Below are 25,348 nucleotides of genomic sequence, written 5' to 3'. Positions count from 1 at the left end.
GAGGCAAGGGAAAGTGGTCGAAATGCGCCCGTCACGCGCTTGACATCGAAGCCCCGGCCAGTGTCTTTCCGGCCAAAGTTACTCAATTCCAGGGATTTTGGAACGTTCAGGGAGCGGCCATGACGGCAGCATTCACTTTTCCGGGGCAGGGGTCCCAGGCCGTCGGCATGGGCAAGGCGCTGGCGGACGCATTTCCGGCCGCCTGCGCGGTGTTCGATGAGGTCGACGCGGCGCTCGGTGAAAAGCTGACCAGCACCATCTGGGAAGGTCCCGCCGAAACCCTGCAGCTCACCGAGAACGCCCAGCCTGCCCTGATGGCGGTCTCGATGGCAACCTTGCGGGTGCTGGAGGCCGAGGCGGGCTTTTCGGTCGGCCAGGACGCGGCCTTCGTCGCCGGCCATTCGCTCGGCGAATATTCGGCGCTGGCCGCCGCCGGCAGCCTGACGATTGCGGATACCGCCCGCCTGCTGCGGACCCGTGGGCTCGCGATGCAGAAGGCTGTGCCGGTAGGCGTTGGCGCGATGGCAGCGCTGCTCGGCATGGATTACGACGCTGCGGTGGCCGTGGCGGAAGAGGCGGCGCAGGGCGAGGTCTGCCAGGCGGCCAATGACAATGGCGGTGGCCAGGTGGTGGTGTCCGGCAACAAGGCCGCGGTGGACCGCGCGGTCGAGATCGCCCGCGCCAAGGGTGCCAAGCGTGCCATGCTGCTGCCGGTGTCTGCGCCGTTCCACTGCCAGCTGATGCAGCCGGCGGCCGAGGTCATGGCCGAGGCGCTTTCGAAGGTGATCATCAAGGCGCCGGCATCCCCGCTGATCTCCAACGTACTGGCTGCGCCGATCACCGATCCCGACGAGATTCGCCGTCGCCTGGTCGAGCAGGTCACGGGCACGGTGCGCTGGCGCGAATCGATCGCCTATATGGCCGGCCAGGGTGTCACCCGCTTCTTCGAGATCGGCGCCGGCAAGGTGCTCAGCGGCCTGGTCAAGCGGATCGCGGATGGCGCGGTCGGCGTCGCCGTCGGCGGACCCGGGGATATTGCAGCCGCCAGGGATGCGCTGGCCGCGGCGAAAGCATCGTAAAGGGCCGCGTCAGCGGCAGTGAGGAGAGTTGAGATGTTCGATCTGAGTGGCAGGACCGCGCTGGTCACCGGCGCGACCGGCGGCATCGGCAATGCGATTGCCAAGGCCTTGCATGCCCAGGGCGCGACCGTTGCCGTATCCGGCACCCGGCGCGAGGTGCTTGAGACGTTCGCAGGCGAGCTGGGTAGCCGCGTTCATGTGCTGCCCTGCAACCTGTCGGACGCGGCCGAGGTCGAGGCGCTCGTGCCGGCTGCGGAGCAGGCGATGGGGCAGGTCGACATTCTCGTCGCCAACGCGGGAATCACCCGTGACAACCTGTTCGTCCAGCTGCGCGACGAGGATTGGGACGAGGTCATCAAGGTCAACCTCACCGCCACCTTCCGCCTGTCGCGTGCGGCGACCAAGCTGATGATGCGCAAGCGCTTCGGCCGCATCATCGCGATCACCTCGATCGTCGGCGTCACCGGCAATCCGGGGCAGGGCAATTACACCGCGTCCAAGGCGGGCATCATCGGCATGATCAAGACGCTCGGCGCCGAATATGCCAAGCGCGGCGTCACCGCCAACTGCATCGCACCCGGCTTCATCAAGACGCCGATGACGGATGCGCTCAATGACAAGCAGCGCGAATCCATCCTGGCCAAGGTCCCGGCGGCGCGTTTGGGCACCCCCGAGGACATTGCTGCAGCTGCGGTGTACCTCGCCTCCAACGAGGCGGCTTACGTCACCGGACAGACCATCCACATCAACGGCGGCATGGCCATGATCTAGCTGGCTTCCGCGGCTCGGAATGCGGCGAAAAGACGTCGCCAACAACCATTCCGGGCCGTGTGGCCAATGATTTACGTGTATGGTAACCGGGCCGCTCATGAGGGCACGAAGAACGCCATTGCAGGATTTCCAAACCCTGTATATTGGCGGGGCGAGCTGCCATCGTTCGCCGGGCCTCCGTCGGCTGGTGCTGCTGATCCGGGTTCCTGTTTGAGCGCTCTGGGTCGAAGGCGTACCGGACTGGTGGAGTGAGGATTGGAGTTGTGAGTGGCCCCGTTTCCTAAGTTTGCGGACCGCACGTCGTCGGCCAAGCTTCGGTAAAGGGGCGCTGCGGGGCAAATCTGGTTTTGCGCGATTGCGAAGGAAGTTTAGCGGCCGGGATGACGCTGTTCATCCGGGGGTCGGGTCTTAAAGGAACAAGCACGAGGTTGAACGATGAGTGAGATTGGCGAGCGGGTTAAGAAGATCGTGGTCGAGCACCTTGGTGTCGAGCCCGAGAAAGTGGTCGACAACGCGAGCTTCATTGACGACCTCGGTGCCGACAGCCTCGACACGGTCGAGCTCGTCATGGCCTTCGAGGAAGAGTTCGGTTGCGAGATTCCGGACGATGCCGCCGAGACCATCCTGACGGTCGGCGACGCCACCAAGTTCCTCGAGAAGAACGCCAAGAGCTGACGCTCCGGCGAGAGTTGCGCGAAACCGGCCGATCCGTCTTGTGCGGTCGACCGGTTTCTTGCTGTTGGCGGCGTCGAGATCAGCCGTCATTTGGCCGTCGGCGATGCGCGATTCGCGCGCGCTGCGATGCCAGAAAATGTTGCTCGAACGATTGACCCGAGGTGCCGCGACGGCGGTCAGCCGATGTCACCGCGCTCGATAGCGGGTCTGGAGAAACGAACATGAGGCGGGTTGTCGTCACGGGCCTTGGCATGGTTTCGCCGCTTGGCTGCGGTGTGGAAACGACTTGGCAGCGAATCCTCCAGGGCAAGAGCGGCGCGCGTGTGATCGGAACGTTCGAGGTCTCCGATCTGCCCGCCAAGGTGGCCTGTCAGGTCCCGCGCGGCGATGGCTCCGACGGCACCTTCAATGCCGACCAGTGGATGGAGCCGAAGGACCAGCGCAAGGTCGACGACTTCATCATCTTCGCGATGGCCGCGGCGCGCCAGGCGCTCGATGACGCCAACTGGCATCCCGCGACCGAAGAGGACCGCTGCGCCACCGGCACGCTGATCGGCTCTGGCATCGGTGGCCTGTCCGGCATCGCCGACACCGCGATCCTGCTCAAGGAGCGCGGCCCGCGGAAGGTGTCGCCGTTCTTCATTCCCGGTCGCCTGATCAATCTCGCCTCCGGCTATGTCTCGATCGAGCATGGCCTGAAGGGGCCCAACCATTCGGTGGTCACGGCGTGTTCGACCGGCGCTCATGCCATCGGCGACGCCAGCCGGCTGATCGCGCTCGGCGATGCCGACGTGATGGTGGCCGGCGGAACCGAATCGCCGATTTGCCGAATCGGCATGGCCGGCTTCTGCGCGGCACGCGCGCTCTCGACCGGCTTCAACGAGACGCCGGAGCGGGCCTCGCGGCCCTACGACAAGGACCGCGACGGGTTCGTGATGGGTGAGGGCGCCGGCGTCGTCGTGCTCGAGGAGTATGAGCATGCCAAGGCGCGCGGCGCGCGGATCTATGCCGAGGTCGTCGGCTATGGCCTGTCTGGCGACGCCTATCACATCACGTCACCCTCGCCGGATGGCGACGGTGGCTTCCGCAGCATGAGCGCGGCGTTGAAGCGGGCGGGCATGACGGCTGCCGACCTCGACTACATCAACGCTCACGGCACCTCGACGCAGGTCGGCGACGAGATCGAGCTCGGCGCCGTCGAGCGCCTGCTCGGCAATGCCGCCTCCAAGATCTCGATGTCCTCGACCAAATCGTCGATCGGTCATCTGCTGGGTGCGGCCGGCGCCGTCGAAGCGATCTTCAGCATTCTCGCGATTCGGGATAACATCGCGCCGCCGACGATCAATCTGGAGAACCCGTCGGTGGAAACCGCGATCGACCTCGTCCCGCACAAGCCGCGTCAACGCGAGATCAATGTGGCGCTGTCGAACTCGTTCGGTTTCGGTGGCACGAACGCGTCCGTGATTCTGCGGCGCGTGGTGAACTAGAGCATGATCCGGAAAAGTGGAAACCGGTTTTCCGAAAAGATCATGCTCAAACAAAGAGATAAGATCATGATGCGTTTCCGCCGAAACGCATCATGAACTAGTGAGGACGGACGGATCGCCGCGCCGGGCTGTTGCCAGTTTGTCACGCGGATTTCCGACTACAGCCACACTAGAACCCAACACTTCGCGTGTCCTCCGCGAGGCGGTCGAGCGCCGACGCGGTACGCGGATGTTCAAGGCGGCGATATCAGGCGAAAACACCTTTTCGCCGTATTCGATGACGAATCGTTAGGGATGGGCGAGAACTGCGGGTCGGTTGCGTGGGGTGCGCGCGGCCACGACGAGAGCGACAGGACTGAAGGTTGCATCGATGAGTGAACGGCCGCCCATCTCGCCCCGTAGTCCGCGCGCAGCGCTGGAGCCCGAACGAGTGCCGCCACCGCCTCGTCGCTCCGAGCGGGCGCGTAACCCGTTCGTCGTGGTCGGCAATGCCATCATCACCTTGCTGATCCTGGCGATGATCGGCGCCGGCGCCGCCTATTACTATGGCCGTCAAATTCTCGAAGCACCGGGTCCGCTGCAGGACGACAAGATCGTCAACATCCCGCAGCGCGCCGGCAAGCGCGACATCGCCGACGTGCTCGCGCGCGAGGGCGTGATCGACGTCAATCCCTGGATCTTCATCGGCGGCGTCTACGCGCTGAAGGCCAGCTCCGACCTCAAGCCCGGCGAGTATGCGTTTCAGAAGAACGCATCGCTGCGCGAGGTCATCGGCGTGATCGTCGAAGGCAAGGTCGTGCAGCACGGCGTCACGATTCCCGAAGGCCTGACCTCGGAGCAGATCGTCGCCCGTCTATCTGACAACGAGATCTTCACCGGCAGCGTGCGCGAAATTCCGCGCGAGGGCACGCTGTTGCCTGAGACCTACAAGTTCCCGCGCGGCACCAGCCGCGACCAGGTGATCCAGCGCATGCAGCAGGCGCAGAAGCGCGTGCTGGCCGAGATCTGGGAGCGCCGCAGCCCGGATCTGCCGGTCAAGTCGCCGGAGCAACTGGTGACGCTGGCGTCGATCGTCGAGAAGGAAACCGGCAAGCCGGACGAGCGCAGCCGCGTCGCTGCGGTGTTCGTGAACCGGCTCAGGCAGCGGATCAAGCTGCAGTCAGATCCGACCATCATCTATGGCCTAGTCGGCGGCAAGGGCACTTTGGGCCGGCCGATCAAGCGCAGCGAGATCACTCAGCCGTCGCCGTACAACACCTATGTGATCGAGGGCCTGCCGCCCGGTCCGATCTCCAATCCCGGGCGCGCCTCGCTGGAGGCGACCGCGAACCCGGCGCGCACGCGCGATCTGTATTTCGTCGCCGACGGCACCGGCGGCCACGCCTTCACCGAGACCTACGATCTTCACCAGAAGAACGTCGCAAAGCTCAGGGCGATGGAGCGGCAGACCCAGAACGACACCGTCGAGCCGGAGGAGGCGCCACCTGCGGTGGCTGGCGGGGCGGCTGATCCGGCCGCCGCCGCGACCGCGCCGCGTGCGCCGGCCGGGGCCAAACGGCCGCCGGCTCCCCGTGCAACCGGAGGCGCGGCGCCCGCCAATGGGGCCCGTCAGGGCGCGGCCCAGCCGAGTCCGCCGGTCGTTCAGCAATAATTTCCCACGCATGCCGGCCGCGCAGAACCGGGCTTAACATTTGGCCAAAAGGCCGTAAGGTTCGCGCACTTTTGGCGGGCGAGTCTGTCGCCCGCTGCTGATTTGCCGGAGACATTGACGAAATGGCGCTGTCGAGCATGACCGGCTTTGCCCGTCACCACGGGGCAAGCGGTCCCTACTCGTTCGAGTGGGAGTTGAAGTCCGTCAACGCCAAGGGATTGGACGTCCGGGTGCGGCTGCCGCAGGGCTGGGACGATGTCGAGGCGTTCGCGAAGAAGCGCGCCACCGAGGTGCTGTCGCGCGGCACCGTCTACGCCAATCTCACGGTCAAGCGCACCGAGACGGGATCGACGGTCCGCATCAACGAGGACGTGCTGGCCGCGGTCGTGAAGGTCGCGAGCTCGCTGTCCGGCCGCATTGATGCGGTCGCGCCGAGCATCGACGGGCTGTTGTCGATCAAGGGCGTGATCGAGGTCGCCGAGCCGGAGACCGACGAGGCCGAGGACAAAGCGGCCACGGACGCCGCCATCGCCGTGTTCGAGACCGCGCTGAAGCATCTCGTCGAGATGCGCCGGCGCGAAGGCGACACGCTCGGCCAGATCCTCAATCAGCGCGTCGACGAGATCGAGGCGCTGGCGAAGCGCGCCGAGGCGTCGCCCGGCCGCAAGCCTGAGGCGATCAAGGCGCGGCTCGCCGAGCAGGTCGCCGCCTTGCTGGAGACGTCCGACCGGTTCGATCCCGATCGCCTGGCGCAGGAGGCGCTGCTGATCGCGGCCAAGGCCGATGTCCGCGAGGAGCTCGACCGCATTGCCTCGCATATCGCGCAGGCGCGCGAGATGCTCGGTAAGGGCGGGCCGGTCGGCCGCCGGCTCGACTTCCTCGCCCAGGAATTCCACCGTGAGGTCAACACCACCTGCTCGAAGTCGAATGACATCGAGCTCACCAATATCGGCCTCGAGCTGAAGACCGTGGTCGAGCAGTTTCGCGAACAGGTTCAGAATCTGGAGTGATCCATGGCGGCTCACGACGGAAGCTTTGATGGGGTCGAGCGGCGCGGCCTGATGTTCGTGCTGTCGTCGCCCTCCGGCGCCGGCAAGACGACGCTGTCCCGCATGCTCATCGAGCGCATGACGGGCCTGCAGATGTCGGTCTCGGCGACGACGCGGCCGATGCGGCCGGGCGAGGTCGACGGCCGCGACTATCACTTCGTCGATCGCGTGCGCTTCGAGGACATGGTCAAGCGCAACGATCTGCTGGAATGGGCGACCGTGTTCGACAATCGCTACGGCACGCCGCGCGGTCCGGTCGAGGCCGCGCTCTCCGCCGGCCAGGACGTGCTGTTCGACATCGACTGGCAGGGCACGCAGCAGCTGCGCGAAAAGGCGCGGCAGGACGTCGTCAGCGTGTTCATCCTGCCGCCCTCGGCCGCCGATCTCGAGAAGCGCCTGCACACGCGGGCGCAGGACTCCCATGAGGTCATCCGCGGCCGCATGAGCCGCGCCAGCCATGAGATGAGCCACTGGGCGGAGTACGACTACATCGTCATCAACCGCAACGTCGATGATGCGTTTGCCGAGGTGCAGTCGATCCTCAAGGCCGAGCGGCTGAAGCGCGAGCGCCGCACCGGGCTGACGACCTTCGTGCGCGAGCTGCAGCGCCAGCTCGAGAGCTGACGCGCGGCCTTACGCGCGGCGGCCGAGACGCGCCAGGATGTCCTGGATGCCGTCGAGCGACTCGTCCTGCTGAATATTGCGCGGGCGCGGCCGCAGGGCCGGCGGACGCGGAATGAAATCCAGCGGCGGCGTCGTGGAATCCTCGATCGGCGTCGGAGCAAACAGCGGGCGCTGCTGCGGAGCCCGCTGCGGCCGCTGCTGTTGCGGAGCGTGCTGAGGCCGCTGCCGCGGTGGCTCGACGGCCGCTGGCGGGACCGCTGCGGGGATCGATGACCGCGACTCCAGCAGGCTCATCAGTTGCGCGGCGGGATCGTCATGCAGGTGCGCCACATTGTGCGGAGCTTCGGCCGCGAACGCCGCGGGCTCTTCCTCGAGCGGCTGCTCCGGCTCCAGCTCATCTTCTGGCAATGAGAAGCGCGACTGCAGCAGATTGATCAGCGCCGCCGCGGGATCGTCGAGATCATCCTCGTCGGCGGTCGCACGGCTCTCCTCCGGCACGGCGTCCGGCTCAGCCGTGGCGACACGCGCGTCGGGCTGATAGGTCGGTTGTCGTGCCGCATGCGCGCGCAGCGTCTCGATCAGCGCGGCCGCCGGATCGGCGGCGGCTGGTTGCGCGGAGACTGCGGCCGTTTGCTGGGGCGTGGCAAAATCCGACTGAGCGATGGGCTGCGCGCTGCGCAACTGCGGCATCATCTGCTGCGGTGGCTGGGTCGGCTGCGGTGCGGCAGCCTCCGCCATCGGCTGCGAAACAGGGGGGCCAGGGATTGCCTGCGGCGCCTCACCGGTCTCGGCCGCGCCAGACTGCGCGTTGCGCCGCTTGGCGGCGCGCGACACCAGCAGCGCGGCGATGACCTTGGCCGCATCGAGCGGTGCGGCGCCCGCGGACGGCGATGCGGCCTCGCCCGCCCGGGCCTTGCGCAAGGCGGTGACGATCTCGCTGACATCGACCGGCGCAGGCGGCTCGGCGGCCGCGGCAGGCTGGGCGGGCTGCGGCGGAGCGGCCCGCTGTGTGGCCCAAGTCTCGTTCGCGGCCGGCTCGCTCCACGCCCCAAGACCAGATGCAGCCGGAGGTGCGACGGCATTGCTCTGGGCCGCAGCCATCTTCGCCTTCGCCGCAGCGGCCTGGGCCAGCGCCATCTGTGCGGCGGCGATCTGGGCCGCAGCGGTCTGCGCCTGCTGGGCCTGGGACGTGGCAGGCGTAGGCGCGATCGGCGCGGCGGCGGAAGGCTTAGCGGTTGCCGCGATCTGGTCGGGAGCGACGGACGGAGCGCGTCGTGCCGCGGCGTGCTCTGCGAGCTGATCGGCCGCCTGCCACACGGCGTCCGTGTTTTGCGTCCGCTGCATGTCCGACGCGGCGTCGAGCTCACGCCGGCGCGCCGAGACGGCCTGGTGATTGCTGGGCTGATGCGCGGGTCCCGGATGGTATCCGCGAGCCTCGACAGGCTCCGGCTGCGAAGCCGCGAGCCGCGCGCTAGCGAGATCGAGCGCCGAGGCCGGCTGCGCGCTGCGGCTGCTGCCGGCATGAGAGGGCGCGGCAGGCATGCCGCCACGATCGGCGCGCAGGCCGGACGGCTGCGGCTTGCTCCGTGGCTTCATGCGGGCGCGACGGCTCCGCGCCGCGTCCGCGTGCCAGCTCCCCTTGCCGCGCCGCCGCCGTCCCATGTGGCTGAGCCGGTAGAGCGCGCTGGCCAGCAGGCCGGAAATTGCAAGCGCGCCGATCACCACCAGCAACAGCATGTGGATCGGCGCTTCCGGCTTGGTTGCCTTCGACATGTTGGCCGCCGGGCCGTCAGGCGCCGATACGGCGTTGGCGTCCATGTCGGCATTGCCGTCGTCGGCCATGGCCGCGGGAGACGAATCTCCGCTGGTCGTCTCGGCCTGCTGCGGCGACGGAGCCGACGGCCAGGGCGAGGCGCTATCGAGGCCGCGCGGCAGGCTGGCGTCCGAGGCCGTCAAGGTCGTCGGCGTGATCGCGACATTCTGTGGCTTGGGCGTTCCCCTGACGGCGAGATCGGTGCGCAAGCGAGGCTGCGGCGATTCTGCGAGAGCGTCGGCCGCCGCGCGGGGGGCAGGGCCGTCGGTCCGGCGCGTCGTCAGCTTGGGCGGAGCCGGCTGGGCGAAGTCCCACGGCGCCGGCTGCTGGCCCGGCCGCGCCAACGCGGCGGTGCTGCTGCCGTTGGCATCCTTCAGATACCAACAACGGCGGTTGGTGCCGCGATCGAAACGATAATACCAGCGCTGCGCATCGGACTTCTCTCCCGTCGGCTCGGTCAGGCACTCCTCTGCCGCGATCACTACACGCGGCAGCGCGACCACGACCGTCCCGACGACGCCAACGGCAATGGCAAATGCAACTCCTGCCGTTCGGCTTGCCATTGACGACTCCGGATACGCTTACGCAACGGCGCGTTCTCGGAAACAAGTTGGGTGGCAATGAGCCGCAATTCCGGATTAATTCTGTCTCGGTTGTTTCGTCGTCGAGTGCGGCATTTTCCCCACAAGCGACGGCGTGTCGCATGGCGAATTCGGCCGCGATCTCGCGCCAAAGCGGTCACATCCGTGAAGATCGATCGCGCATTTCACTCTCGGCGATTGCGCGAAAAGTCCGACAACCGCGGCGTTTGTGGACAAATGATCGGCGACGAGAGCGGTTGGCGAGCGGCTCATCGTTCTCTGAGCGAACGACGCGCGGAGCAGGCGCCAGCGGGCGTGGATGCGCCAAATACCGCCGCCCGCTGAGCACGACTAATCAGTTGGTCAGGACGACCCGTCCGACGACATGGCCGGCGCGCAAGGCGTCGATCCACTTCTGCACATCGGCCATCGGCTCCTCGCGCATCGGCGGCGGCTTGATCTTGCCGGCGCGCGCCAGCGCCATCAGCTCATGGCCCTCGGCGAGCGTGCCGACCATGAAGCCCTCGATGGTCATGCGCTTGTAGACCCACTGAACCATCGGCAGCGTGAACTGGCCGCCCATGAGGCCGGACACCACGATCTTGCCGCCGCGCGCCACCACCGACACCGCGAACGCCATCGACTTCTCATTGCCCGCGAAGTCGACGACCTCATCGAAGCCGCCTTCGGTCTCCTTCAGGATGCGCTTGATCACATCAGGCTCGGCCGGATCATAGGCCGTTGCCGCGCCATTCTGCAGCGCCGTCTCCCGGGCGGCGGCGGAGAGATCGGCCACCGCGATCGGCTGCTTGAACATCGCCTGCGCGAATGACAGGCCCATCATGCCGACGCCGCCGAGACCGATCAGCAGCAGGTTACGCTGGCGCGGCCGATCGACGAGGCGCTTCAGCGCGCCATAGGCCGTGACGCCCGAGCACATCAAGGTCGCGGCCTGGTTCACCGGCAGCGGATCATAGTCGAGCAGATACTTCGCGTCGGGCACCAGCACGTGAGTGGCAAAGCCGCCGTCGATCGAGACCCCGAGGAAGCGCTGCCTGGCGCACAGATTCTCGTCGCCATTGGCGCAGTCGCGGCACTGGCCGCAGCCGATCCATGGAAACACCGCGCGTCGCGCGCCGATCAGCTCCTTCGGCACATCCGGCCCGATCTCGTCGACGACGCCGGCGATCTCGTGACCCAGCGTGAAGGGCAAGGTCATGCCGCGCGTGGTGTCCAGGCGCTTGCCATTGCCGAGATCGGCATAGCCGTCCTGGATATGCAGGTCGGAGTGGCACAGGCCGCAGCGCTCGATGCGGACCAGAACTTCGCGGCCCTGCGGCTTCGGAGTTTCGACGATCGTCTCGCACAGCGGTGCATCGAATTTGACGAGCGACTGACGACGCATCAGCGCCATGATGACTCTCCCTGAAATGCTTGTTGTTAGGTCTTGTTATCGTTGCGACTATTGGTCAATTCACGCGCCATGGCAACAAAGCCGGAGACCGGAATGGTCTCGGCGCGGCGGGTCGGATCGATGCCGGCGGCCGCGGCGAGCCGCGCGGGATCCGCGGGCAGCGACTTCAGGCTTTGCCGCAGCATCTTGCGGCGCTGGCCGAAGGCGGCGGCGGCGACCTGCTCGAGCGCGCGGCGGTCGCACGGCTCGGGCGACGGGCGCGGCACCAGCCGCACCACGGACGACGTCACCTTCGGCGGCGGCACGAAGGCCGAGGGCGAGATGTCGAACAGGATCTTGGTTTCGCAGCACCAATTGGCGAGCACGCCGAGCCGACCATAGGCCTCCTCGTTCTCCGTTGCGACGATGCGCTCGGCGACCTCGCGCTGAAACATCAGCACCATCATGTCGTACCAGGGCGGCCAAGGCTCGGCCGAGAGCCAGCCGATCAACAGATGCGTCGCGATGTTGTAGGGCAGGTTGGCGACGATCTTTGCTTTGGTGCTGCCGAGATACGGCCGGACATCGAAGGTGCGGGCATCCGTGCAGACGATCTCGAGGCGCCCCGGATAGCGGTCGGCGATTGTCCGCAGCGCTGGAATGGCGCGCTCGTCGTGCTCGACGACGATGACATGACGGGCGCCGAGCGCGAGCAACGCGCGCGTCAGGCCGCCCGGGCCCGGGCCGATCTCGACCACGGTGGCATCCTCCAGCGGACCGGCGGCGCGCGCGATCCTTGCGGTGAGGTTGAGATCGAGCAGGAAGTTCTGGCCGAGCGCCTTGCGCGCCGACAGCTGGTGCTCGCGGATGACCTCGCGCAGCGGCGGGAGGTCGTCGATCGCGCTCATGACGATTGGCTGGCCATGCGCGCGGCGAGCTGCAAGGCTGCGATCAGGCTCGCGGGATTGGCGGTGCCCTTGCCGGCGATGCCGAATGCCGTGCCGTGATCCGGCGACGTCCGGATGAACGGCAGGCCGAGCGTGACGTTCACGCCCTCGTCGAAGGTGAGCGTCTTGATCGGGATCAGCGCCTGGTCGTGATACATGCAGACGGCGCAATCATAGCTCTTGCGCGCAGCCGCATGAAACATCGTGTCGGCCGGCAGCGGCCCCTGCACGTCCAGGCCGGCGTTGCGCAAGGTCGCGATCGCCGGCGCGATGATCGTGTCCTCCTCGGTGCCCAGCGTGCCGTCCTCGCCCGCATGCGGGTTGAGGCCGGACATCGCGATGCGCGGCCGTGACACGCCGAAATAGCGGCGCAGGCTGGCGGCGACGATGCGCGTGGTGGACGTGATCAGCGGGCTGGTCAGCTGCTCGATCGCATCGCGCAGGGCGACATGGATGGTCACCGGCACCACCGCAAGATCAGGCGACCACAGCATCATCACCGGCTGCGGGACGGCTCCGCCCTCTGCGGCGAGCTCGGCGAGAAATTCGGTATGGCCCGGATGGGAGAAGCCGGCGCGATACAGCACGGCCTTGGCGATCGGATTGGTCACGACGGCCGCGGCGCGTCCGGCCTGGACGTCGGCGACGGCCTGACGGATCGAGCCGATGGCGGCGTCGGCACTGCTGGCATCGGGCCGGCCGGGCTGGGCGGTGACACGACGGCCGGTGGCGACCACGGGCAGGGCGCTGGCAAAGGCCCCTGACGCCTCCTCGGGCCGCACCTCGGCTATGGCAATCGGCAGATCGAGGAGCCTGGCCCGCTGTGCCAGGAACGCGGGATCGCCGACCACGTAGAAGGCGGGCAGTCCGAGCTCGGTCCGGCGCAGCCAGGCCTGCAGGGTGATGTCCGGTCCGATGCCGGCCGGTTCGCCCAACGTCAGCGCGAGCGGCTTCGTCATCGGCGATATTCGATCATCGCCGCCTTGCGGACTTCCTGCAGATAGGCCTTCGACGTCGCCTCGTACTTCTTGGCGTACATCTGCTCCTTAATCTCGCGCTTCTTCGGCGTGTCGACCGTGGTCGGCGTGCGCGAGCAGAGCGCAACCATCTGGATGCCCTGCTTGGTCGACTCCGGCGGCGTCAGGTGGCCGATCGGGGTGTCATCCAGGAGCTTGCGCAGATTGGGCGGGATATCCGCTGACGTCTTGACCACGATCTCCTTGATGACGGCGTTCGCCGTCGTCTTGAAGATGGTGTTGGCGTCGGCGCAGCTCTGCACCCGCGCACGCAGAGCCTCGGCTTCTTTTTGGCGGATCTCCATCGCGCCCTGATTGGACGAGTTCGCGACGATCAGAACCACCGGCTGCATCTTGTATTCGAACGCCTGCCCCTGCTGGTCACTGTCGCCGCCCGCGGCGGTGACGGCGGCCGCCACCTCCTTATCCGAGACGATCAGGCGCTCCTTGTAGCGGCCGCGGACGAGGCTGGTCCAGACGATCTCGGCCTTGATGCGAGCCTTGAGCGTGTCCGGCCGCACGCCTTGGCTCTCGAGCGTCTTTGTGAGCTGCTCGGCGCCGAGACGCATGCGCGAGCCCATGCCGGCATAGGACTGGTCGATGTCGGCGGAGGTTGGCTCCACGCCGAACTTCTTGCCTTCCTTGATCTTCACCTTGTCGTCGATCAGCTCGTTGATGATCTCCTGGCGGGACTGCTGCTTGCGGGTGCTCAGGAAATTCAGCTTGGTGCGCTGCTCGATGTCGTAATCGGTGATCGGATCGCCGTTCACCATCACGACGATGCTCTGGGCGTGAGCGGACGTCATTCCGGAGCCCCAGGCCAGCGCGGCAAGCGCGCAGAGGACCAGGGTTCGAAGGCGAGGGAGGAACGCAGTCGTCATGACTCAGCTTCGCTGTTCGCAATGTTTCCAATTGGGAGCGGCGCCGTGGCTCTCAATGCACGGCCCAGAGACGCAGTGCTACGACACCCAGGTTCCGAGCCCGACGCTCTGATCTCAAGACCTTCACCCATAGTCGCGAAGCCGCTTTCCCGTGGGCAGGGACGCGCGCCTAACCACGCGGGCCACGGCACGGGCCATGTGCGCCAGGGAGCCCCGGTCGGTGAGCCGCGCGTCCTACTGAAGGCCTCCAGCCCCGGTTCCCGTGGACGAGGTGTTGGCGAGCGTCCGGAGTCCGATCTGGAGCATATAGGCATGGCTCAGAACGGGTGTGGTTGTACCAGTCGTATAATTATACGACGTTACATAGTTAGCGGCCAGCACGAAACAGTCGTCGACGTAGCCTGCGCCGATCACATACTGGTTGATCTTGTTCGCGGCGAGATCCCATCGCGCTGCACCCGTCACGATCCAGTTCGGCGCGACCTTCACCGAGCCGCTGCCCAGGACACCCTCGCGGCGGTTCAGGTAGCCGATCGCCGGATCTGCGGCATAGTTGCCGTAGGTCAAGGCGACCGACCAGCGGTCGAAATTGGCCTTGGCCTCAGCCTCGAAGCGCTGCACGTTCAGGGTCTGCTGGTCGAACCGGCTGCGCATGCTGAACGTATAGGTCCGGTTCGGCGAGTAATCGACCCGGGCCACGTAATCCGAAACGTTCTTGTCGAGGCCGGAACCGATGCCGGTGTTGTTCATGTCCTGGACGGCGAAGGAGTTCAGGCCGAACAGGTGGTAGGACTGGCCGAACAGCACGTTGATGGTGCCGCCGCGGTCGAACTGCGTGGTGGCCTGCACGCCGACATTGGCGCGGCCGCCGCCCTCGACCCGGTCGTAGCCGGAGAACTTGTCGACGCTGAACAGGTTGCTGGCGTCGAACACCATGCTCTGGGCGTCCTCATTCGGCAGCCGGCCGGCATAGGTCTCGTTCGGCCGGATGATGACCTGCGCGATCGGCTCGATCGTGGTGGTGCCCCACGGCTGGACGTTGATGAACGGATAACGGTACTCCAGGCCGACGGTCGGCATCAGGCGCAGCGCCTGGGTGTCGCCGGTGGGCAGGAAGTTGCCGACGCCCGGCTGTGCCGTCACGTTGGCGTTGATCGCGTCGGCGCGCAGGATCGCGAACGGCGTCCAGATCTGGCCGTAGGGATCGGTGAACGACTTCCGCCACTGCGCCTGCGCGCTCAGGCGCGTATAAGTGCCGGGCGTGGCTCGCAGCAGGCACTGCGTGGGCAGCCGCGCCATCGGATCAGCCGAGGTCGTCGTGCACAGGCCGTTGGTGTTGGCCGTGGTGGTGATCGGATCGAACACCGCCTGTTCGCGGGTCAGATTGACGAAGTTCGTCTTGTAGCTGAACTCGCCGCCGAACACCGGATAGTTGAGCACGTTCGAGTAATCCAGCACCGGATACACAATCGGCACGGTCTGCTGGTTGCCCGAGAAGCTCAGGTAATGGATCGCCCTGACGTCGAAGAAGCTGCGGCTGCCGACGCCGGTCAGGTAAAGCTGCGAGATTGCCTCCGTCGGCAGGCTCATGAACGAGTTGAACGGATCGCGGTACTGCGCCAGCCGGTAGTCGGACAGGAACATGTAGTCGGACAGCAGGATGCCGTCCCAGCCGAACACCCATTTGTCATTGAGCGCGAACTGGCCCTTGGTGTCGATGCCGCCGCGGAACTGGCGGTCGCCGGGCTGGCCGGCAAACGCGTTGCGGTTGAGCTGGTCGATGCCGTACAGGCGCACCTGATAGCCGCCATTGCTGAGGCGCTGGCGGAATTCGGTCTGCACCAGCACGCCCTGCTTGGAGGTGATGCGCGGCGTGAACGTCGCATCGTAATCCGGCGCGATCGCCCAGTAATAGGGAATGTCGACACCGAAGCCGTAGCCACCCGTCTGGGTGAAGCCGGGCATCAGGAAGCCGCTCTTGCGCTTGACCGTCGGGTCCGGCGTCGAGAAGTAGGGGATATAGGCCAGGGGAACGCCGAAGAATTCGAGCTGGGCGTTCTCGAAATACAGCATCTTCTCGGTCTGGTCGTGGATGATGCGCGCACCCTTGACCTGCCACAGCGGCGGCTTCTTCGGATCGTCCTTACACGGCGCGCAGGCGGTGTAGACGCCGTTCTCGAACACCGTGTAGTTGCCCTTGGTGCGGTCGGCGCGGGTCGCCGCCATCCGGGTCTGGTCCTCGGTCTCGACGCGCAGCGAATCGACGAAGCCGTCGCGATAGTCGTCCGCGAGATCGAGGCTGTTGGCGTAGGTGATCTTGCCGTCGGCGTCGGTCATGCGGATGTTGCCTTCCGCATGCAGTCGCTTGGTCTTCTGGTCGTAGATCACCCGGTCGGCCTCGACCGAGGTGCCGTTGTAGAACAGCTGCACGTTGCCGACCGCCGACACGCGCGAGTTGTTGTAGTCGTAGTCGACCTCGGTCGCCTGAACCAGCATCTGGTTGTCGTTGGCGACGCGCGGCGGCGGCGCCTTCGGCGGCCGCGGATTGTAGGTGAAGCCCTGGGCAGCGGCAGGCGACAGCGCAGCATCGAACGCGACGGGAATCGCGACGCCGAGCGTCAGCGCAAACAGACCGGCAAGAACGGCAGACCCGGCGCGACGGGCGCCCACGCAAGCGACGCGCGCAACGGCATGCAGCCGGAGCGCGGCGAGCGCGGTCTGACGGACGGCAACGAACGACACTAGCCGTCCTCCTGGTAGAGCAAGGCCATAAAACCGGTGAGGCCGCCGACGAACACGGGCAGCCACGCCGCAGCGATCGGATTCATCAACGCAGCCTTGCTCAAATCTTCCGTTACTTTCGACAGCACGTAGAGCAGAAAGCCGGCGCCCACGCCACTCAAAACCATTTTCTGAACGCCACCCATACGGAAGAACCTGAGGGACACGGACGCAGCCAGCATGACCATCGCAGCCAGCAAAAACGGCTGTGCGATCAGCTTATGATACTGCAGTCGGTAGCCCGCGGTCGCGAAGCCCGAGCTTTCCGACGAACGGATGTAGCTCGGCAGTTGCCAAAACGACACAGTTTCGGGGGTGGAGAAGCTGTTGCGGACCTGCGCAGGCGTCAGGGTTGTGGGCAAAATGAACGTCGGTTCGTCGACCGGCGGCGTATCGAGCGAGAATCGGCGCACCGATTTGAACACCCATTGGCCGTCTTCGAGCGTCGCCTCGCGCGCTTCGATTCGGTCCTTGAAGCGCTTCTCCGTATCAAAACGGAACAGGGTCAATCCGGTGAGCCGAACGCCCTGCTGCTCGCTGCGCGCGGCGTTGATGATCACCGAGCCATCCGGGTTGACCTGGTTCAGCCAGAAGCCTGACGCATCCTGCACGCCGCCGCCAGGTGCAGCACCGAACAGCTCAGCCTCCATGCGCTTCGACAATTCGCGCAAGTTCGCCGACATCGGGTTGTAGAGCGTGGTGGCCATCAGGCCGAGCATGATGGCGCTGGCGAGCGCCGGCGCGATGAACTGCCAGGCGGACACGCCGGCGGCGCGGGCGACCACGAGCTCGAGCCGTCGCGACAGCGCGAGGTAGCAGGTCATGGCGCCGATCAGCACGCAGAACGGCATCATCTTCTCGAGCAGCTGCGGCACGCGAAACAGCGACGTCTCCGCCACCATCAGCGCTGAGGCGGAGGCGAGACCCGAGGTGCGCCGGACCATCTCGATGTAATCGACCAGCACGAGCAGCAGGAAAATGCTCGCAAACACACCGACAGCCGAGACCAGGAAGCGGCCGGCGAAGTAGCGTCCGAGCGTGTTGGTGACCATGCTCATGCGGTGACCGGCCTTCTGAACAGCCGCGCGATCCGCGCATTGGAGCGGTTGATCGCCTCCATCAGCCGCGCCGGCGGCTCGATGACCACGCCGCCGATGATGACCCAGATGGACAGGCCGAGCGTGCCGAGCAGCATCAGATACTGGATCAGCGCCGCGATCGGCGTCTTCACGGTCATGACGGAGCAGGCAAAGCCGGCCATGCGCACGCCGAACACGGCGAGGATGGCGCTGCCGAACGAGAAGTTGCGGCTCTGGCGCGTCGTGCGCGGGGCGCCGAGAAACGCGAAGGTGAGGGCGGCGAAGGCGAACGGGTAGATCGGGGCCAGGAAGCGGTCGTGCAACTCCTGCCGGAATTGTCCGGGGATCTGCTTGTAGATCGGATCGTTCTCCGAGGGCGCCATCAGCTCCCACAGATAGCGCTCGCGGATGCCGAGCGTGACGTCGCGGCCCTGATTCGAGAATTTCGACATGTCGAACGCATAGCGGGCGAATGCCACCATCGCCGGCTCGCGCTTGCCGATCTCGAAGCGCTCGAGATTGCCGTCCTCGAGCACCAGGAACGAGCCGTCGGCGTTCTTCACCACCGTGCCCTTCTCGGCGATGATCGTGATCCGCTCCTTGGGATCGCGGCGGTCGTCGATCAGGATGCTCTTGAGCTCGCCGCCGGGCTGGCGCTCGCCGATTCGGATCGTCAGGTTCTGGTCGAGCTGCGCGAAACGTCCGGGCTGCAGGATGTTGGTGAGCACGTCGGCGGTGATCTCGGCATCCCACTGCTTGATCCGGCGCAGCCCGTCGGGCGCGACATAGGAGGCGAGGAGGGTGACGAGCAGGGCGACCACGCAGGTCGCATAGGCGAATGGCACGAACAGCCGGATCGGCGACATGCCGGCGGCGTTCATGACGATGATTTCCGAATCGGTCGCGAGCTTGTTGAGCGTGTGCGAGACCGCGATCATCAGCGCGATCGGCGCGATGACGCCGAGCAGGGAGGGAATCACCAGTCCGGTGATGCCGAGGAAGGTCAGGATGGTCTGGCCCTGGCTGGTCATCAGGTCGATGCCGCGCAGCGCCTGGGTGATCCAGATCACGCCGGTGAGGCTGACCAGCACCAACGCAAACGACGCGAGCGTCGTGCGAAAGATGTACTTGTCGATGGACCCCATCGTGCGCGCTCGATCCCCAATCAGCAGTCCCGGAACGAGCGCTGCAGCACCCTTGAAACGGGGCCCCCAGGCTGCCTGCGCCGTGACGTTCCAAGGCCGGTGAATATCTTTACCATCCCTTTGATCCGTCGACAAAATGGCTGTGGCGTGGCGCCACGAAAATGTGGTCGAAATTTCATCGTTGTGGCCGCCCCGCCACGGGAAGACTTGGCAGCTTGCGCCAAGGCAGGCCATACTGCTGCCAGATTGGGTTCCGAACTGCCGCCATCCCCGTCTGTCCGCTCGGATTTTGGCCGGTCGCGGCGGCTCTCATGTCGAAATTCTGGAGGATTGCTTGATGTCCGACACCGTCAAGGTCGGCTTCGTCCCGCTGTCGACCGCCCCGCGCGGTATCGCGGTGGCCTTTTGCGACGACGCGCTGCGGCTAGGCGCCGCGACCGAGAAGGCGCTCGGCGGAGCCTCGGACCTGATCAAGCGCGCCGCCGGAGCCGCCCGCTTCGAGGGCAAGGATGGCTCGGTTCTGGATCTCCTGGCCCCGGAGGGAATCAAGATTCAGCGCTTGATCGTGATCGGCACGGGCAAGGGCGGTGATCACAAGGAAAAGGATTTCCTCAAATATGGCGGCAGCTTAGCCGGAAAACTCAACGCCGGAACTGAAGCCGTGACGGTGTTGGCCGAGCTGCCCTCCGGGCCGATGACGCCCGACCAGGTCAGCTCCCTGGCCGCCGGCGTCAGGCTGCGGGCCTATCGATTCGACCGCTACAAGACCAAGAAGAAGGACGAGGAGGGCGAGGTCAGCGCCAACGTCTCGATCGCCACAGCCGACGTCGCCGCGGCGAAGAAGGCGTTCGCGCCGCGCGCCCATGTCACCGACGGCGTGATTCTCGCCCGCGATCTCGTCAACGAGCCGCCGAACGTCCTTTACCCGGAAGAGTTTGCCAAGCGCGCGGCGGCGCTGCGCAAGCTCGGCGTCACCGTCGAGATTCTCGACGTTGCCGCGATGAAGAAGCTCGGCATGGGCGCGCTGCTCGGCGTCGGTCAGGGCTCGGCCCGGCCCAGCCGCACCGTGGTGATGCGTTATGACGGCGGCAAGAAGAGCGAGCAGCCGGTCGCCTTCATCGGCAAAGGCGTCTGCTTCGACACCGGCGGCATCTCGATCAAGCCGGCCGGCTCGATGGAGGACATGAAGGGCGACATGGGCGGCGCCGCCTGCGTTGTCGGCCTGATGCATGCGCTGGCGGCGCGAAAGGCCAAGGCGAATGTGATCGGCGCGATCGGCCTGGTCGAGAACATGCCGGATGGCAACGCGCAGCGCCCCGGCGACATCGTCACGTCGATGTCGGGCCAGACCATCGAGATCATCAACACCGATGCGGAGGGCCGGCTCGTGCTGGCCGATGTGCTCTGGTACGTCGCGACCAAGTACAAGCCGAAATTCATGATCGACCTGGCGACGCTGACCGGCGCGATCCTGGTCGCGCTCGGCACCGAGCATGCCGGCCTGTTTTCCAACAATGACGATCTTGCCGACAAGCTGTTGAAGGCCGGGCAGGAGACCGGCGAGAAGGTGTGGCGCATGCCGCTCGGCTCCGAATACGACAAGCTGATCGATTCGCAATTCGCCGACATGAAGAACACCGGCGGCCGTCATGGCGGCTCGATCACGGCTGCGCAATTCCTGCAGCGCTTCGTCAACGACACGCCATGGGCGCATCTCGACATCGCCGGCACCGCGATGGGCGCGCCGAAATCCGAGATCAACCAGAGCTGGGGATCCGGCTATGGCGTGCGCCTGCTCGATCGCCTCGTCTGGGATTCCTACGAGGCGAAATCGTAAGGGACATCAACGCGCATGACCGAAGTCCTGTTCTATCACCTGCAGAACATGACGCTGGAAGGCGTGCTGCCGCCGCTGCTCGAGAAGTCGCTCGAGCGCGGCTGGCGGGTGGTGGTGCAGTCGACGTCGGAGGAGCGTGCAGATGCGCTCGATGCGCATCTGTGGACCTATCGTGACGATTCGTTTCTGCCGCACGCCACCTGGCGCGTGGCCGATGTGGCCGAGCAGCCGATTGTGCTCGCGATCGAGGAGGGCAATCCGAACGGCGCCCATGTCCGGTTCCTGGTGGATAACGCGCCGCTGCCATCGGATGCGCAGAGCTACGAGCGCATGGTGCTGGTGTTCAACGGCGATGATCCCGACGCGCTCGCTGCAGCGCGGTCGGCATGGACCGATTGCAAAAGCCGTGGATTCGATGTCACCTATTGGCAGGCCGATGAGCGCGGACGCTGGCAACGTCGGCAGTGATGGCGTAAGGCCGGGGCGACGTGCCGTGATGGCAGCGCCGCGCGATTAATGATAATCTGCCGATTTACCGGCAGAGCGTTGGCAAAGTCACGAACGTGCCGCAAAGTGATGTTGGGACAACACGTTAGAGTGTCCACAGGTTGCAATTCAGCAAGGTTCATCGTGCGAGACCACACCAAACAGCTGACGCGCGCTCTGGCGTTCCTTGTGCTTGCCCCGGTCGTGGCCGGATGCTCGAGCACGCCCGACTTCCTGTCGAAGGATGCCGAGTGGTTCAACCGGCCGCAGCGCCTGTTCATCAGAAACATCTCGATCGACGCGCCGCCGCTGACGCCGGACAAGCCCGTGACCGCTGATGATCTCGTCACCGCCGAGGGCGGCTGTCCGGGCATGGCGCCCGCCGGCGGTGCTCCGGGTGCGAATGCACTCAGCAACGATGCGGCCGCTGCGCCGCCGCCGGCCGCTGGCGGCTCGGTTGCGCTGGGTCACACTGAGTGCGACGTCGTGCGCGGCATTGGCGCGCCCGACAGCGTCAACATCGGCAACAATGGCGGCGACCGAGTCGCGACGGTGACCTGGCTGCGCGGCGCCCGTGCGGGTGTCTACACCTTCACGGCGGGCCGCCTGACATCGGTCGAGCGCGCGCCCGACGCCGGTCCGGCGCCGAAGGTGGCCAAGCCCGGCAAGGCGAAGAAGCGCGCGGCCTGAGCGCGCTCACGTCTTCTTTCTTCAGTCGGCGTCTTTGTTTAGTCGACGAATGTCGGTTCGTCACCCGGCCGCCTCATCATACAGCGTGCTGGCTTCCAGCCACTGCTCCTCGGCGCGCGCCAACGCATCCGCTGCATTTGCCCGCGCCTTCGACAGTTGCGCGGCCTGCTTCGGATCGCGCGTGAAGATGTCCGGTAGCGACAGCGCGCCGTCGATCTTGGCGATGATCTCGGTGATGCGGGCGATCTCGGCTTCGGCCGCCGTGATCTTCTGCTTCAGCGCGCCACGCTTGTTGTCGCCGCGCGGCCGCTCGGCCTTCTCGCTCACCTGCGGCCGTTCCGTCTCACGCGTGGCCGTGCCGCCGCGTGAGGACAGGATCATGCGCCGGTACTCGTCGAGATCGCCGTCATAGGTCTTGACCGTCCGATCGGCGACGACCCACAGCCGGTCGGCGCAGGCTTCGATCAGATAGCGGTCATGCGACACCATGATCACGGCGCCGGGAAACTCGTTGATGGCCTCGGCGAGCGCGGCGCGGCTGTCGATGTCGAGATGGTTGGTCGGCTCGTCCAGGATGATCATGTTCGGGCCGTAGAAGGTCGCAAGCCCGAGCAGCAGCCGCGCCTTCTCGCCGCCCGAGAGGCTCTTCACCGACGTGTCCGCCGCCTTGCCGGAGAAGCCGATCGCGCCGGCGCGGGCGCGCACCTTTGACTCCGGCGCATCACCCATCAGCTTGCGGACGTGGCTGTAGGGCGAGCCGTCCTCATCCAGCTCATCGAGCTGATGCTGCGCGAAATAGGCGATCGACAGCTTGTCGGCGCGTGTGATCTTGCCGGAGAACGGCGCGAGCCGTCCGGCGAGCAGCTTCACCAAGGTCGACTTGCCGTTGCCGTTGGAGCCGAGCAGCGCGACGCGGTCGTCATTGTCGATGCGCAAGGTGACGCGATTGAGCACGGGCTGCGCCGGATCGTAGCCGACGGTCGCGTTGTCCACCGCGATGATCGGCGGCGACAGCAATTTGTCCGGCGCGGGAAACGTGATCTCGTGCACGTCCTGGGTGACGAGTGCCGTGATCGGCTTCATCCGCTCCAGCATCTTCACGCGGGATTGCGCCTGCCTCGCCTTCGACGCCTTGGCCTTGAAGCGTTCGACGAACGCCTGCAAGCGTGCGCGCTCCGCCTCCTGGCGCTTGACCGCCTTGGCGTCGAGCATCTCGCGCGTCGCGCGCTGCTCCTCGAACGACGAGTAGCTGCCGCGGTAGAGCGTCAGCTTGCCGCGGTCGAGATGCAGGATCTGGTCGACGGATGTTTCCAACAGGTCGCGGTCGTGGCTGATCACGATCACCGTGCGCGGATAATGCGCGAGATGATCCTCAAGCCACAGCGTGCCTTCGAGATCGAGATAGTTGGTCGGCTCGTCGAGCAACAGCAGGTCGGGCGCGGCGAACAGCGTGGCCGCGAGCGCGACGCGCATGCGCCAGCCACCGGAGAATTCCGAGCAGGCGCGGGCCTGATCGGCGGCGGAGAAGCCGAGGCCGCTGAGGATGGCGGCGGCGCGGGCCGGCGCCGAATGGGCGTCGATGTCGACCAGACGGGTCTGGATCTCGGCGATCCGGTCGGGATCCTCGGCGGTCTCGGATTCGCGCAGCAGGGCATCACGTTCGAGATCGGCCCGCAGCACCACCTCGATCAGGCTCTCGGGGCCGCTCGGCGCCTCCTGGGCCAGACTGCCGATCTGCCACCGCGGTGGCAGGCTGATGCTGCCGTTCTCCAGCGACAGTTCGCCGCGGATGGCCTTGAACAGCGTCGACTTGCCGGTGCCGTTCCGGCCGACCAGGCCGACACGGGCGCCGGGCGGAATCTGCACCGAGCTATGGTCGATGAGAAGCCGTCCGGCGAGGCGGATGGAGATGTCAGTGATGGAAAGCATGCGCGCCTTGTCACCGCGCGCGCGGCCAAACGCAACCGCTTTATGCCGGCTTCAGCCGCTGGAGCCTGTCAATCGAAGCGCGCCAGCGGCTCGTCGCGCCTGCGCAGCTCGTTCATCAGAGACGCGAGGGACTCGGGCAGGCTGGATTGCTCAGGCGGCAGGCTTCGCTGCAGCCGTTCGCCGACGGCCTCACAGATCGATCGGCTGGTCTTGCGATCGAGCGCCTCGCAGTATTCGGCGGTGCGGCCAGACATGACGGAGTTCCACGAGCAGTTGCAAGAAGATGCCATATCAAGTCGTGGGCGGCCGTTTTGTTTCCGGGCGCGTGCGAAATGCGCCGAAGGAGGTTGAAAATTCACAAAAAAAGCCCCGGCGTGGGGGACGCCGGGGCAATGCGAGTTCGGAGCGGCGGGGGGCGGATGCCGTCCTAGGCTCGTCTCAGGGGAGGTCAGTAGCAGCGGTTGATCCAGCGCCAGCGCGGCCCCCACGGGGTCGGAACGACGCGGCGCACGTAGCAGCCGCCATAGCCGTAGCTGTAGACCGGGCCGCCGACGAACACGCGCGGACCATAGAACGGGCGGTGCCAGCCATAGCCACCGTGCCAGCCATGGTGCCAGCCGCCATGCCAACCACCGTGCCAATGGGCCGAGGCGGCCGTCGGGGCGAGGGCAGCTGCGCCGAGAGACACGGCAGCCGCCACGATGAGGGAGAGTTTGCGCAACATGATCGTCTCCTGGATGACAGCGCTTGAGAGGCGCCGAAATTGTCCGACGGATGAGGCTGGGAGAAGGCGGCTACCGGTACGCCGGCTCGTCTTCGCCCGATGCAGATCACGTTAGGGCATGGGAGCTGAACACCGGTGGCACAGATCCTTCATTCTATGTTCAGAATCGTGAAATTGTCGTAAGGCGTCGCGCCTCGGACCGGGGCCCCGTCGCTTGCCGTCGACGGATCGCGTCGATATAAGCCCGCATCTCACCCAAATCCCCCATCTCCAAGGACGATATCATGGCGATTGAGCGCACCTTTTCGATCATCAAGCCCGACGCGACCGAGCGTAACCTCACCGGCGCGATCAACGCGCTGATCGAGAAAGCCGGCCTGCGCATCGTGGCCCAGAAGCGCATCCGCATGACCCGCGAGCAGGCCGAGACCTTCTATGCGGTCCACAAGGCCCGCCCGTTCTTCGGCGAGCTGGTCGACTTCATGATCTCCGGCCCGGTCGTGGTGCAGGTTCTCGAGGGCGAGGGCGCCATCCTGAAGTACCGCGACGTCATGGGCGCGACCGATCCGTCCAAGGCGGCCGAGGGCACCATCCGCAAGGCGCACGCGAAGTCGATCGGCGAGAACTCGGTGCATGGCTCGGACGCGCCGGAGACGGCCGCAGTCGAGATCGCGCAGTTCTTTTCCGGCAACGAGATCGTCGGCTGAGCC

General features: G+C 66.1%; 22 protein-coding genes. 11 read left to right on the top strand and 11 right to left on the bottom strand.

Features of this window, described 5'->3' with window-relative positions; translation table 11 throughout:
* Positions 1–119 precede the first annotated feature (119 nt).
* The 7 genes from fabD to gmk all read left to right on the top strand — a co-directional run bounded on the left by fabD (position 120) and on the right by gmk (position 7,336).
* Positions 120–1,079 carry an ACP S-malonyltransferase gene (fabD, locus tag ACVILH_RS26650; RefSeq protein ID WP_456715545.1) on the top strand — a complete coding sequence of 320 codons (960 nt, stop codon included), beginning with the start codon at positions 120–122 and terminating at the stop codon, positions 1,077–1,079.
* Between the two features lie 33 nt (positions 1,080–1,112).
* Positions 1,113–1,850 (top strand): 3-oxoacyl-[acyl-carrier-protein] reductase, encoded by a 738-nt coding sequence (fabG, locus tag ACVILH_RS26645; RefSeq protein ID WP_456715544.1) that lies wholly within the window; start codon positions 1,113–1,115, stop codon positions 1,848–1,850.
* 435 nt (positions 1,851–2,285) lie between these two features.
* Entirely contained in the window at positions 2,286–2,525 is a 240-nt protein-coding gene (locus ACVILH_RS26640; protein WP_006610957.1) for an acyl carrier protein, read from the top strand.
* A gap of 221 nt (positions 2,526–2,746) precedes the next feature.
* Positions 2,747–4,012: a beta-ketoacyl-ACP synthase II gene (gene fabF, locus ACVILH_RS26635; protein WP_456715543.1), complete on the top strand. Its 1,266-nt coding sequence runs from the start codon at positions 2,747–2,749 to the stop codon at positions 4,010–4,012.
* Between the two features lie 370 nt (positions 4,013–4,382).
* Positions 4,383–5,663 carry an endolytic transglycosylase MltG gene (mltG, locus tag ACVILH_RS26630; protein WP_456715542.1) on the top strand — a complete coding sequence of 427 codons (1,281 nt, stop codon included), beginning with the start codon at positions 4,383–4,385 and terminating at the stop codon, positions 5,661–5,663.
* A gap of 122 nt (positions 5,664–5,785) precedes the next feature.
* Entirely contained in the window at positions 5,786–6,673 is an 888-nt protein-coding gene (locus tag ACVILH_RS26625) for a YicC/YloC family endoribonuclease (RefSeq protein WP_456715541.1), read from the top strand.
* A 3-nt stretch (positions 6,674–6,676) separates the two neighbouring features.
* Entirely contained in the window at positions 6,677–7,336 is a 660-nt protein-coding gene (gene gmk / locus ACVILH_RS26620; protein WP_456715540.1) for a guanylate kinase, read from the top strand.
* A 9-nt stretch (positions 7,337–7,345) separates the two neighbouring features.
* Here the strand turns inward: gmk and ACVILH_RS26615 are convergent, their stop codons facing one another.
* From ACVILH_RS26615 to lptF, 8 genes are all read right to left on the bottom strand, one after another.
* Positions 7,346–9,712 carry a hypothetical protein gene (locus ACVILH_RS26615; RefSeq protein WP_456715539.1) on the bottom strand — a complete coding sequence of 789 codons (2,367 nt, stop codon included), beginning with the start codon at positions 9,710–9,712 and terminating at the stop codon, positions 7,346–7,348.
* A gap of 373 nt (positions 9,713–10,085) precedes the next feature.
* Entirely contained in the window at positions 10,086–11,144 is a 1,059-nt protein-coding gene (locus ACVILH_RS26610) for an alcohol dehydrogenase (protein WP_456715538.1), read from the bottom strand.
* A 26-nt stretch (positions 11,145–11,170) separates the two neighbouring features.
* Complete coding sequence (gene rsmA / locus ACVILH_RS26605; protein ID WP_456715537.1) at positions 11,171–12,031, bottom strand: 16S rRNA (adenine(1518)-N(6)/adenine(1519)-N(6))-dimethyltransferase RsmA; 861 nt, start codon at positions 12,029–12,031, stop codon at positions 11,171–11,173.
* Entirely contained in the window at positions 12,028–13,029 is a 1,002-nt protein-coding gene (gene pdxA, locus ACVILH_RS26600) for a 4-hydroxythreonine-4-phosphate dehydrogenase PdxA (protein WP_456715536.1), read from the bottom strand. The genes rsmA and pdxA overlap by 4 nt, the downstream gene beginning before the upstream one ends.
* Complete coding sequence (locus ACVILH_RS26595) at positions 13,026–13,967, bottom strand: SurA N-terminal domain-containing protein (protein ID WP_456715535.1); 942 nt, start codon at positions 13,965–13,967, stop codon at positions 13,026–13,028. Before ACVILH_RS26595 ends, pdxA begins: the two co-directional genes overlap by 4 nt.
* Before the next feature lie 234 nt (positions 13,968–14,201).
* Positions 14,202–16,709 carry an LPS-assembly protein LptD gene (locus ACVILH_RS26590; protein ID WP_456715534.1) on the bottom strand — a complete coding sequence of 836 codons (2,508 nt, stop codon included), beginning with the start codon at positions 16,707–16,709 and terminating at the stop codon, positions 14,202–14,204.
* Complete coding sequence (lptG, locus tag ACVILH_RS26585) at positions 16,709–17,806, bottom strand: LPS export ABC transporter permease LptG (RefSeq protein ID WP_456715533.1); 1,098 nt, start codon at positions 17,804–17,806, stop codon at positions 16,709–16,711. The genes ACVILH_RS26590 and lptG overlap by 1 nt, the downstream gene beginning before the upstream one ends.
* The gene (lptF, locus tag ACVILH_RS26580) at positions 17,803–18,972 is read right to left on the bottom strand and encodes an LPS export ABC transporter permease LptF (protein ID WP_456715532.1); all 1,170 of its coding nucleotides are present in this window, start codon (positions 18,970–18,972) and stop codon (positions 17,803–17,805) included. The genes lptG and lptF overlap by 4 nt, the downstream gene beginning before the upstream one ends.
* Before the next feature lie 337 nt (positions 18,973–19,309).
* Between lptF and ACVILH_RS26575 the strand changes: the two genes are divergently transcribed.
* The 3 genes from ACVILH_RS26575 to ACVILH_RS26565 all read left to right on the top strand — a co-directional run bounded on the left by ACVILH_RS26575 (position 19,310) and on the right by ACVILH_RS26565 (position 21,985).
* On the top strand, positions 19,310–20,809 hold the full coding sequence (locus ACVILH_RS26575; protein WP_456715531.1) for a leucyl aminopeptidase: 1,500 nt from the start codon (positions 19,310–19,312) through the stop codon (positions 20,807–20,809).
* 15 nt (positions 20,810–20,824) lie between these two features.
* Positions 20,825–21,277, top strand: a complete 453-nt coding sequence (locus ACVILH_RS26570) for a DNA polymerase III subunit chi (RefSeq protein WP_456715530.1) — start codon at positions 20,825–20,827, stop codon at positions 21,275–21,277.
* A 207-nt stretch (positions 21,278–21,484) separates the two neighbouring features.
* Positions 21,485–21,985, top strand: a complete 501-nt coding sequence (locus tag ACVILH_RS26565; RefSeq protein ID WP_456717082.1) for a hypothetical protein — start codon at positions 21,485–21,487, stop codon at positions 21,983–21,985.
* 60 nt (positions 21,986–22,045) lie between these two features.
* Here ACVILH_RS26565 and ACVILH_RS26560 read toward each other — a convergent pair whose 3' ends face one another.
* The 3 genes from ACVILH_RS26560 to ACVILH_RS26550 all read right to left on the bottom strand — a co-directional run bounded on the left by ACVILH_RS26560 (position 22,046) and on the right by ACVILH_RS26550 (position 24,638).
* Positions 22,046–23,914, bottom strand: coding sequence for an ABC-F family ATP-binding cassette domain-containing protein (locus tag ACVILH_RS26560; RefSeq protein ID WP_456715529.1), 1,869 nt, complete (start codon positions 23,912–23,914; stop codon positions 22,046–22,048).
* 68 nt (positions 23,915–23,982) lie between these two features.
* Entirely contained in the window at positions 23,983–24,168 is a 186-nt protein-coding gene (locus tag ACVILH_RS26555; protein WP_456715528.1) for a hypothetical protein, read from the bottom strand.
* A gap of 194 nt (positions 24,169–24,362) precedes the next feature.
* Positions 24,363–24,638, bottom strand: coding sequence for a hypothetical protein (locus ACVILH_RS26550; protein WP_006613440.1), 276 nt, complete (start codon positions 24,636–24,638; stop codon positions 24,363–24,365).
* A gap of 284 nt (positions 24,639–24,922) precedes the next feature.
* Between ACVILH_RS26550 and ndk the strand changes: the two genes are divergently transcribed.
* Positions 24,923–25,345 carry a nucleoside-diphosphate kinase gene (gene ndk / locus ACVILH_RS26545; protein ID WP_456715527.1) on the top strand — a complete coding sequence of 141 codons (423 nt, stop codon included), beginning with the start codon at positions 24,923–24,925 and terminating at the stop codon, positions 25,343–25,345.
* Positions 25,346–25,348: the final 3 nt, after the last annotated feature.

The sequence above is a fragment of the Bradyrhizobium sp. USDA 4353 genome (assembly GCF_054063215.1).
The sequence above is the reverse complement of the archived record's forward strand: the minus strand, read 5'-3'. Positions and strand labels throughout refer to the sequence as shown.

Coding starts and splice junctions, on each gene's coding strand:
- ACVILH_RS26595 (WP_456715535.1), bottom strand. CDS start 13,967: ATGACGACTGCGTTCCTCCCTCGCCTTCGAACCCTGGTCCTCTGCGCG.
- fabG (WP_456715544.1), top strand. CDS start 1,113: ATGTTCGATCTGAGTGGCAGGACCGCGCTGGTCACCGGCGCGACCGGC.
- lptF (WP_456715532.1), bottom strand. CDS start 18,972: ATGGGGTCCATCGACAAGTACATCTTTCGCACGACGCTCGCGTCGTTT.
- gmk (WP_456715540.1), top strand. CDS start 6,677: ATGGCGGCTCACGACGGAAGCTTTGATGGGGTCGAGCGGCGCGGCCTG.
- lptG (WP_456715533.1), bottom strand. CDS start 17,806: ATGAGCATGGTCACCAACACGCTCGGACGCTACTTCGCCGGCCGCTTC.
- mltG (WP_456715542.1), top strand. CDS start 4,383: ATGAGTGAACGGCCGCCCATCTCGCCCCGTAGTCCGCGCGCAGCGCTG.
- fabD (WP_456715545.1), top strand. CDS start 120: ATGACGGCAGCATTCACTTTTCCGGGGCAGGGGTCCCAGGCCGTCGGC.
- ACVILH_RS26615 (WP_456715539.1), bottom strand. CDS start 9,712: ATGGCAAGCCGAACGGCAGGAGTTGCATTTGCCATTGCCGTTGGCGTC.
- ACVILH_RS26550 (WP_006613440.1), bottom strand. CDS start 24,638: ATGTTGCGCAAACTCTCCCTCATCGTGGCGGCTGCCGTGTCTCTCGGC.
- ACVILH_RS26610 (WP_456715538.1), bottom strand. CDS start 11,144: ATGGCGCTGATGCGTCGTCAGTCGCTCGTCAAATTCGATGCACCGCTG.
- ACVILH_RS26555 (WP_456715528.1), bottom strand. CDS start 24,168: ATGTCTGGCCGCACCGCCGAATACTGCGAGGCGCTCGATCGCAAGACC.
- ACVILH_RS26575 (WP_456715531.1), top strand. CDS start 19,310: ATGTCCGACACCGTCAAGGTCGGCTTCGTCCCGCTGTCGACCGCCCCG.
- pdxA (WP_456715536.1), bottom strand. CDS start 13,029: ATGACGAAGCCGCTCGCGCTGACGTTGGGCGAACCGGCCGGCATCGGA.
- rsmA (WP_456715537.1), bottom strand. CDS start 12,031: ATGAGCGCGATCGACGACCTCCCGCCGCTGCGCGAGGTCATCCGCGAG.
- ACVILH_RS26640 (WP_006610957.1), top strand. CDS start 2,286: ATGAGTGAGATTGGCGAGCGGGTTAAGAAGATCGTGGTCGAGCACCTT.
- fabF (WP_456715543.1), top strand. CDS start 2,747: ATGAGGCGGGTTGTCGTCACGGGCCTTGGCATGGTTTCGCCGCTTGGC.
- ndk (WP_456715527.1), top strand. CDS start 24,923: ATGGCGATTGAGCGCACCTTTTCGATCATCAAGCCCGACGCGACCGAG.
- ACVILH_RS26625 (WP_456715541.1), top strand. CDS start 5,786: ATGGCGCTGTCGAGCATGACCGGCTTTGCCCGTCACCACGGGGCAAGC.
- ACVILH_RS26560 (WP_456715529.1), bottom strand. CDS start 23,914: ATGCTTTCCATCACTGACATCTCCATCCGCCTCGCCGGACGGCTTCTC.
- ACVILH_RS26570 (WP_456715530.1), top strand. CDS start 20,825: ATGACCGAAGTCCTGTTCTATCACCTGCAGAACATGACGCTGGAAGGC.